The sequence below is a fragment of the Kineosporia sp. A_224 genome (genome assembly GCF_002198655.1).
Taxonomy (GTDB): Bacteria; Actinomycetota; Actinomycetes; order Actinomycetales; family Kineosporiaceae; genus R-H-3.
Genome location: NZ_MWLN01000100.1, coordinates 1 through 8369, shown reverse-complemented (window position 1 = coordinate 8369; position 8369 = coordinate 1). Strand labels below are relative to the sequence as shown.

The 8369-nt window shown below is 74.7% G+C and carries 8 protein-coding genes; 6 read left to right on the top strand and 2 right to left on the bottom strand.

Features of this window, described 5'->3' with window-relative positions; translation table 11 throughout:
- Positions 1-88 precede the first annotated feature (88 nt).
- Positions 89-1327, bottom strand: a complete 1239-nt coding sequence (locus EDJALFJO_RS08195) for a multicopper oxidase domain-containing protein (RefSeq protein WP_198950114.1) — start codon at positions 1325-1327, stop codon at positions 89-91.
- 577 nt (positions 1328-1904) lie between these two features.
- On the opposite strand from EDJALFJO_RS08195, the gene EDJALFJO_RS08190 reads away from it, so the two are divergent.
- From EDJALFJO_RS08190 to EDJALFJO_RS08175, 4 genes are all read left to right on the top strand, one after another.
- On the top strand, positions 1905-2246 hold the full coding sequence (locus tag EDJALFJO_RS08190) for a YciI family protein (protein ID WP_088284037.1): 342 nt from the start codon (positions 1905-1907) through the stop codon (positions 2244-2246).
- Between the two features lie 17 nt (positions 2247-2263).
- Positions 2264-3565 (top strand): RNA polymerase sigma factor, encoded by a 1302-nt coding sequence (locus EDJALFJO_RS08185; protein ID WP_198950113.1) that lies wholly within the window; start codon positions 2264-2266, stop codon positions 3563-3565.
- A gap of 90 nt (positions 3566-3655) precedes the next feature.
- Positions 3656-4390: a sugar phosphate nucleotidyltransferase gene (locus EDJALFJO_RS08180; protein ID WP_088284035.1), complete on the top strand. Its 735-nt coding sequence runs from the start codon at positions 3656-3658 to the stop codon at positions 4388-4390.
- Positions 4378-5439 (top strand): iron-containing alcohol dehydrogenase family protein, encoded by a 1062-nt coding sequence (locus EDJALFJO_RS08175; protein ID WP_088284033.1) that lies wholly within the window; start codon positions 4378-4380, stop codon positions 5437-5439. The genes EDJALFJO_RS08180 and EDJALFJO_RS08175 overlap by 13 nt, the downstream gene beginning before the upstream one ends.
- Here the strand turns inward: EDJALFJO_RS08175 and EDJALFJO_RS34130 are convergent.
- On the bottom strand, positions 5436-6767 hold the full coding sequence (locus EDJALFJO_RS34130; RefSeq protein WP_158220338.1) for an amidohydrolase family protein: 1332 nt from the start codon (positions 6765-6767) through the stop codon (positions 5436-5438). The two genes, EDJALFJO_RS08175 and EDJALFJO_RS34130, sit on opposite strands and share 4 nt — an antisense overlap.
- A 78-nt stretch (positions 6768-6845) precedes the next feature.
- Here EDJALFJO_RS34130 and EDJALFJO_RS34125 point away from each other — a divergent pair, with 78 nt between their 5' ends.
- On the top strand, positions 6846-7478 hold the full coding sequence (locus EDJALFJO_RS34125) for an FMN-binding negative transcriptional regulator (RefSeq protein WP_088284029.1): 633 nt from the start codon (positions 6846-6848) through the stop codon (positions 7476-7478).
- Between the two features lie 61 nt (positions 7479-7539).
- Positions 7540-8283, top strand: a complete 744-nt coding sequence (locus tag EDJALFJO_RS08160; protein WP_088284027.1) for a sulfite exporter TauE/SafE family protein — start codon at positions 7540-7542, stop codon at positions 8281-8283.
- Positions 8284-8369 lie beyond the last annotated feature (86 nt).

Sequence of the window (8369 nt, the reverse complement as noted above, 5' to 3'; positions counted from 1 at the left end):
CGCGCTGCCGTCCTGACGTCCTGACGTCCTGACGTCCTGACGTCCTGACGTCCTGACGTCCTGACGTCCTGACGTCCTGGGGTGCCGGTCAGCGCACCCGGTACCGCGCGATCATGCCGGCGGTGAGGTGGTCGTTGACGTGGCAGTGGAACAGCCACGTCCCGGCGGCGTCCGGGACCATGTCGGCGACGAGCATGCTCGCGGGCAGCAGGTTGACGACGTCCATCCGCATCCCGGAGACGACGACGTCGTTGCCGTGCCAGTGCGGCGTGTGCAGGTCCACCTCGGTGCCCATGCCCATGAGGTACCAGCGCACCCGCTCGCCGCGGTCCAGGGTCACGACGGGCTGGTTGCCGTAGACGTACCCGTTGACGCCGTGCATGAGGTTGGACTCCTCGAAGCCCTCGTCGTCCGGCGGCGGGGGCCCGTCGGCGAAGCGCTCGACGTTCGCGTCGAGGTAGGGACTGTTGTTCTCGTTCATCACCTCGAAGAGCTGGAAGACCTCGCGGTCGACGTCCTTCGGGCTGCCGTCGGCCCGCGCCATGCCGCGCGCGGTGACGACCATGAAGCCGGTGAGCCCGGCGTACGTGTCCCCGACCTCGTCGGTGTGCGAGTGGTACATCCACATCACCGAGGAGCCGTCGTGCGGCCCGGGGCCCGCCCGCTCGGGGACGAGCCACGTGTAGGTGTGCGTGCCGCCGGTCGGCACGGCGTCGTCCGCCTTCTGCGCACCCGACGACCCGTCGGAGTACGGCGCCCCCTCCGAGCCCTTCTCGTAGAACACCCCGTGCGGGTGGACGCTCGTCGGGATCGAGCACGTGTTCCTGAAGACGACCTTGATCGTGTCGCCCACCTCGGCCCGGATCACCGGGCCGAGGAAGCCCTGGTAGTCGTCGCGCGAGGCGACCTTGGTGCGCTTGGTGAACGACGCGTCGGTGTACCCGCGGTACAGGCACTTGAGGTACTTCGCGCCGATCCGCCCCGGACCGCTCTCGACGAAGACGTTCGCCGTCTCGTCGAAGGCCTCGCCGGTGACGAGGTTCTTGCCGGACGGCGCGTAGTCCCAGACGACCTCGTCGGCCGCCACGTAGTAGGTCCTGGTCTTCCCGTTGGACCTGAACGTCGCGCCGCCCACGGAGTCCCAGTAGCCGTCGCCGGTCATGCCGGAGGACGACGAGGCCGCGAGCGCGGCGGTCGCCGCGCCCGCCCTCGGCGCCTGCTGGCCGGCCTGCGCCGTGGAGACCCCGAGCGCCGCCGCGACGCCGAGGCCGAGGACGGCGACGGCCGCGAGGGCCGCCGTCGCCCGCCGCCGGCGCGGCGCGGGCACGTCGTGCGCGTCCGTGGCCGTGGATCCCGGAGGTGCGGATCCGGGTGGTGTGCCTTCCGTCGGTGCTGCTGTCGACCCGAGCCGGTCGTGCATGAGGAACCGCCCCTCGCCCGGACCGGACCCGTGCGGGTCCGGTGCCCCTGCGGGCCGTGCGGGAGGGTGCGAGGGCACGCCTGTGCCGTCGCCGAGGAGGCCCGCGCCCGAGCGCGGTCCGGTCGTCGCCCCTGTCGCCGTGCCCCTGATGTCACGACCGTGCCGGGTTCGCCCTCCGCGGCACGGTCGCCGGACCCGTCGAGGGTCCGAAAGTCAGCGTAAGGTCAAAATGCCTGGTCAGCGGGGGGTCGAGGGGTGAACTGTCATCGACCGGAGGGCAACTTGTCATCTCGGCGGCCGGTGCGGTCGCCGAGCGTCACCGGGGCCGCGGGTGATCTCACGCTGCGTGGTCCGGTGGTCCGGTGCGGCGGATCCGTGGCCGCAGCCGCGAGTTTCTCCGCCGCCGGTGTCGATCCGGGTGCAGGCTGTGCGTCGAGGTCTGTGTCGGGGCGGGCAGGCCGCCCCGCGGACAGCGGAGGAACCCATGGCGAAGTACTCGATCCTCATCTACGGCGACGAGGCCTACTACGCGAGCCTGACCCCCGAGGGTGTGGCCGCGGTCATGGACGCGCACGGCGCGTTCGCCAAGGCCGTCGGCGAGCTCGGCGGCCAGCTCCTCGGCGGGGAGGAGCTGGACAGCGTCTCGACAGCGACGTCGGTGCGCGGCGGCGCCGTCACCGACGGGCCGTTCGTCGAGACCAAGGAGACCCTCGGGGGCTTCTACCTCGTCGAGGCGCGCGACCTCGACCACGCGATCGAGATCGCGAAGCTCTGCCCGGCCCCGACCGGTGGCATCGAGGTCCGGCCGGTCGTCGACCACTCCTGAGCGGGGCGGCCCGGTCCGTGGACGACGTCACCCGGGCGCTCGAGGACGCGCACCGTCGCGAGTGGGCCTTCGTGCTCGCCGCGACGGTGCGCGTCGCCGGCGACCTCGACCTCGCCGAGGAGTGCGCGCAGGAGGCGTACGTCAGCGCGCTGGCGGCGTGGCAGCGTGACGGCGTCCCGCGCAGCCCGGGGGCGTGGCTCACGACGGCCGCCCGGCACAAGGCGCTCGACGCGTTGCGTCGCGCGAGCACGCTGCGCCGCAAGCTCCCGCTGCTCGTCGAGCCGGTCGAGGCGGACGCGACGGGCCGGGCGGCAGGGCAGGTGCTCGATGCCGCGGACGGCGGCTGGGCCGCCGGGGGGACGGCCGGCGGGGGCGTCCCGGACGACCGGCTGCGGCTGCTCTTCACGTGCTGCCACCCGGCGCTCGCGCCCGAGGCGCAGGTCGCGCTGACCCTGCGGCTGGTCTGCGGCGTCCCGACGCCGGACGTCGCCCACGCCTTCCTCGTCCCCGAGGCGACGATGGCGGCCCGGATCACCCGGGCGAAGAAGAAGATCCAGGGAGCGCGGATCCCGTACCGGGTGCCGGCCGCGGCCGAGCTCCCGGAGCGCCTCGACAGCGTGCTCACCGTCGTCCACCTGCTCTTCAGCACCGGGCACACGGCGCCGTCCGGGGCCGCCCTGGTCCGCGACGACCTGTGCGAGCGGGCCGTCGACCTCGCGCGGACCGTCGTCGCGCTGCTCCCGGACGAGCCGGAGGCACGCGGCCTGCTCGGCCTGCTCCTGCTCACCCATGCCCGCCGGCACGCCCGCACGGATCCCGAGGGCCGGCTCGTCCTGCTCGAGGACCAGGACCGGGACCGCTGGGACCCGGTGCTCGTCTCGCTCGGGCTCAAGCTCACCGCCGAGGCGCTCACGGCCGGCCCGGCCCCCGGCCGGTTCGCCCTCCAGGCCGCCATCGCCGGGGTGCACGCCGCGGCCCCGACGTTCGCCGACACCCGGTGGGACCGGGTCGTCGGGCTCTACGACCGGCTGCTCGCCGTCTGGGACTCCCCGGTCGTCGCCCTGAACCGGGCGGCCGCGCTGGCGTTCCTGCCGGCTCCGGACGGCGGCCCCGAGGCGGCGCTCGCCGTCGTGGACACGCTCGCGGCCGACCCGCGGCTGGCGGGCTACCCGTACCTGCCCGCGGCCCGCGCCGACCTGCTGCGCCGCCTCGGGCGGTCCACGGAGGCCGCGGCGGCCTACCAGGAGTCATTGCTGCTGACGCAGAACGCGGCCGAGCAGGCCTTCCTGGCCGGCCGGCTGGCCGCCGTCCGGCCGTGACCGCCCGCCCGGCACCGCAGGGCCGCGATGCTAGCCTCCCTACCGCCTCGCGCGTCGCTCCTGCACCCCGAGGACGAGGAGGAGGACGGGATGATCGGCGTCGTTCTGGCGGCGGGATGGGGCAGCCGGCTGGCTCCCCTCACGGAGGACCTGCCCAAGACCCTGCTGCCGGTGGCGGGGGACGACACGTCGATCCTCGACATCGCGCTGCACAACCTCGCCGAGGTCGGGCTCACCGACGTCCTCGTCGTCACCGGGTTCGCACAGCACCGGATCGAGGAGCGCCTGGACGCCCTCGAGTCGCGCCACGGGGTGAAGGTGACCCTCGTGCACAACGACAAGGCGCTCGTCTGGAACAACGCCTACTCCCTGTACTGCGCGCGGGAGGCGTTCGAGGAGGGCTGCCTCCTGCTCAACGGCGACACCGTGCACCCGAGCAGCGTCGAGCGCTCGCTGCTCGAGCACGAGCCGGTCGACCTGCTCCTCGCGCTGGACACGGTGAAGTCGCTGGCCGAGGAGGAGATGAAGGTCCACCTCGACGGCGCGGGCCGGCTCCGGCAGATCAACAAGGCGCTCGACCCGGCCACTGCCGCGGGCGAGTACATCGGCGCGAGCCTCATCCGGCCCGCCGCCGGCGCCCGGCTCGCCGACGCGCTGCGCGCGACCTTCGAGCGCGACACGACGCTGTACTACGAGGACGGCTACCAGGAGTACGTCGACCGCGGCGGGGACATCCACGTCACGTCGATCGGCGAGGTGCCGTGGGTCGAGGTCGACAACCACGCCGACCTCACCCGGGCCCGTGAGATCGCGTGCCTCTACTAGCCCGGATGGTCCCCAGCCCCGTGTCGGTCGAGATCCGGCGCGGAGCGGTCGCGGCGCTCGGGGGTCTGCTCGCCGACTCGCGGGTGTCCCGCCTCGGGCGGGTCGCCGTCGCCGTCGGCCGCGGTTACGGCGAGAGGATCGTCCCGTCAATCGGTCCGGCCCTGGAGAAGGCCGACATCTACCGCGTCGACGACGGCAGCGTCGATGCCGCGCTCTCGCTCGGTGACGCGTTGCGGGCCGGCGGGTACGACGCCCTCGTCGGGATCGGCGGCGGCCGCACGCTGGACGTCGGCAAGTACGCGGCGGGGATGATCGGCCTGCCGTTCGTGTCCGTCGCGACGACCCTGACGCACGACGGGCTCGCGTCCCCGGTGGCCTCGCTCGAGCACAACGGGCGCAAGCACTCCTACGGCGTCGCGCTGCCGCTCGCCGTCGTCATCGACCTCGACTACGTGCGGCAGAGCCCGCGCAGCCAGCTCCTCGGCGGGATCGGCGACGTCGTGAGCAACCTCAACGCGCTCGCCGACTGGCGGCTCGCCCAGGACGTGCACGGCGAGCCGGTCGACGGGCTCGCCGCCGCGATGGCGCAGACCGCGGGCGAGGCGGTCCTGCACCACCCCGGGACCACCGAGGACGACGACTTCCTCACCTCGCTCGCGCAGGGCCTGGTCCTGTCCGGGCTGGCGATGTCGGTCGCGGGGACGTCCCGGCCGTGCAGCGGCTCCTGCCACGAGATCTGCCACGCCATCGACCAGGACTTCCCCGGCCGCTCGACGCACGGGCTCCAGGTCGCCGTCGGGGCGCTCTTCTCCTCGTGGCTGCGCGAGGACCCGATGGTCGGCGCCCTCGACGCGTGCCTGCGCCGGCACGGCGTCCCCCGGCTCCCGGCGGACATCGGGCTCACGACCGAGGAGTTCACCCGGGCCGTCCTCGACGGTCCGGGCACCCGGCCCGGCCGGTTCACCGTCCTGGAGCACCTCGACCTCGGGCCGGACGCCGCCCGCGAGCGGGTCGAGACGTTCGTGGCGCTGTTCGGCGCGCGGGCCTAGGGCCGCAGGGTCCGCCGCACCTCGTTCGTCGCGACGAGAACGCCTGCGCGCCAGACCGACCGCGGCGCGTCCTGCAGCCGGAGCACCTGCGGCCAGGTCGGCGCCGCGTAGAGCTGCAGGTCCGCCCGCGCCCCGGGGACGACGCCGTACTCCGGGCCGAGCCGCCACGCGGCCGCCGGCACGTCGGTGATCGCGGCGAGCGCCGTCCCGAGCTCGGCCGGGGTCGTCAGGTGCGCGGCGTGCGCGCTGACGAGCGCCACCTCGAGCATGCTGCCGCGGCCGAACGGGTAGAACGCGTCGTCGACGCAGTCCTGCCCGAACGCGACGGGCACCCCGGCCGCCATGAGCTCGCGGATGCGCGTCGTGCCGCGGCGGACGAGCCCGCGGTCGCCGCGGCCCTGGAGCACGAGGTTCGTCACGGGGTTGCTCGCGACGGTGATCCCGGCCCGCGCGCAGCCCGCGACGACGTCGTCCGCGTAGGCGTGGTCGGCGGCGGCGAGGGCGCAGACGTGGCCGACGGTGACCCGGCCGTGCCAGCCGCGGCGCTCGGTCTCCTCGACGACGGTCGCGAGCGTCCGGACGTCGCCGTCGTCGGTCTCGTCGACGTGCATGTCGACGTCCGCGTCGAAGCGCTGCGCGAGGTCGAAGCAGAAGGCGACGTGCGCGCGGCGGGCGGCCTCGCCGTCCTCCCAGTGCGGCATGCCGCCGACGACGTCCGCGCCGTGCTCCATCGCCGCGACCATGAGGTCGGCGGCGCCCGGGTCGCGGGCGATGCCCTCCTGCGGGAACGCGATCGTCACGACGTCGGCGACGTCCGCGCACGCGCGGGCCGCCGCCTGCACGCCGAGCAGCGGCGTCAGCCCGCCGATCGTGTCGACGTCGACGTGGCTGCGGATCCGCGTCGTGCCGTGCTGCACGTGCTGCTCGACGACCTCGACCGCCCGGGCCGCGACGGACTCCACGGTGTAGGCCCGCTTCGCCTCGTGCGTCGCGGCGATCGCCCAGGCGAGGTCGCCGGGGTTCGCGCTGCCCGGGTACCGGCGACCGGTGTCGAGCCCGGGGCGGATCCCGGCCTTGTCGAGGTGCACGTGGGTGTCGACGAACGCCGGCAGCAGCAGGCCGCCGGCGGCGTCCACGACGTGGCCCTCGCGCAACCCGGCGGCCGCGGCGGCGGGCCCGCTCGCGGCGTCCGGGCCGACCGCGCGCACCCGGCCGGCGGCGACGAGCACGTCCACGGTGCTCCCGTCGGCGAGGCGGGCGCCGGTGAGGGCCCACACGGCGCGCTGTCCGGCGGGCTTTCCGGCGGCGGGGGTCACGTCGTCCGTCATGGCGCTCATGCTGGACCAGCCGTGCCGTCGGTGGACAGGGTCCCGGGCACACTGGTGGGGCCGACCCGAGGAGCCACCGTGTACGTGCCCGCCCACTTCGCCGCCGACGACGCCACCGTGCGCGACCTGCTCGACCGGCACGGTGCCGCCGACCTGGTCACCGTGACACGGTCGGGTCCGGTGGCGACCCTGCTGCCGTTCGTCCACGACCCGGACGACGGCCCGCACGGCGCGCTGCTCGGGCACGTCGCGCGGAACAACGAGCAGTGGCGGCTGCCCGCCGAGGGGGAGTCGCTCGTCATCGTCCGCGGCCCGGACGCGTACGTCTCGCCGGGCTGGTACGCGAGCAAGGCCGAGCACGGCCGGGTCGTCCCGACGTGGAACTACGTGACGGCCCACGTGTACGGCCGGGTCACGTGGCACGACGACCCGGCCTTCGTCGAGGACGTCGTCCGCCGGCTCACCGCGAAGCACGAGGGTGTGCTCGGCGGGCCGGCCCCGTGGAGCGTCGACGACGCCCCGCGGCCGTTCGTCGAGGGCCAGCTCCGGGCGGTCGTCGGCGTCCGGGTGGAGATCACCCGGGTCGAGGCGAAGGTCAAGCTGAGCCAGAACCGCCCCGTGGCCGACGTCGACGGCGTCGTCGCCGGCCTCGCCGCCCGCGGCGACGAGGCCTCCGCCGACGCCGTCCGAGCCGCCAACGCCCACCGCTGATGCTCGCGGTGCGTACCGTTCCGGGGCCGCGGACGGCGTCGGAACGGTACGTCCGACGAGCATGAACGCGGTGGTGCTGTTCGGGACGGGGGTCGTCGCCGGGGTCGTGTCGGTCGTCGTCTCGCTCGCGTCGGTGATCTCGTACCCGGCGCTGCTGGCCCTCGGACTGCCCCCGGTCGCCGCGAACGTGACGAACACGGTCGCGCTGACCTTCACCGGCCTGGGGTCGACGCTCGGGTCGCGGCGCGAGCTCGTCGGGATGCGCGGCACGGTGCTGCGGCTCGCGGTGATGTCGACGCTCGGCGGGGCGACCGGCGCCGCGCTGCTCCTGCTGCTGCCCGGCCGGGCGTTCGAGCTCGTCGCGCCGGTGCTCGTCGCGGGGGCGTCGGTGGTGCTGCTCGTGCAGCCCAGGCTGCGCGACCGGCTCCGGCTGCACCCGCGCGGGATGACGCCGTGGACCCTCGCGGCACTGGCCTGCGCCGCCGTCTACACCGGCTACTTCGGCGCCGCCGGCGGCATCCTCACGCTCGTCGTCCTCGGCTCTGTCCTCGACGCCCCGCTCGTGCGGCTCAACGCGGTGAAGAACGCCCTCGCCGGGTTCGCCAACGGCGTCGCGGCGCTCGGCTTCGTCGCCTTCGGGCCGGTCGACTGGGGCGCGGTCGTACCGCTCGCGGCGGGCTTCCTCGCCGGGGGTGCGGTCGGCCCGGCGGTCGCCCGCCGGATCCCGGACGGCGTGCTCCGCGTCGTCGTCGCCGGGTGCGGGGTGTCGGTGGCCGCCGTCCTCGCGTGGCGCACGTACCGCTGACGTCCCTCCCCATCGAGGGCCTCAGAGGTAGATCACTCTCGATATGCACGCGGAAGTACCTCAGAGGGGCCGGGGAGGGACGTCAG

What these genes read in the sequence shown, in the direction of transcription:
- EDJALFJO_RS34130 (WP_158220338.1), bottom strand. Translation starts at nt 6,767, where the DNA reads ATGACGGACGACGTGACCCCCGCCGCCGGAAAGCCCGCCGGACAGCGC.
- EDJALFJO_RS08180 (WP_088284035.1), top strand. Translation starts at nt 3,656, where the DNA reads ATGATCGGCGTCGTTCTGGCGGCGGGATGGGGCAGCCGGCTGGCTCCC.
- EDJALFJO_RS08160 (WP_088284027.1), top strand. Translation starts at nt 7,540, where the DNA reads ATGAACGCGGTGGTGCTGTTCGGGACGGGGGTCGTCGCCGGGGTCGTG.
- EDJALFJO_RS08190 (WP_088284037.1), top strand. Translation starts at nt 1,905, where the DNA reads ATGGCGAAGTACTCGATCCTCATCTACGGCGACGAGGCCTACTACGCG.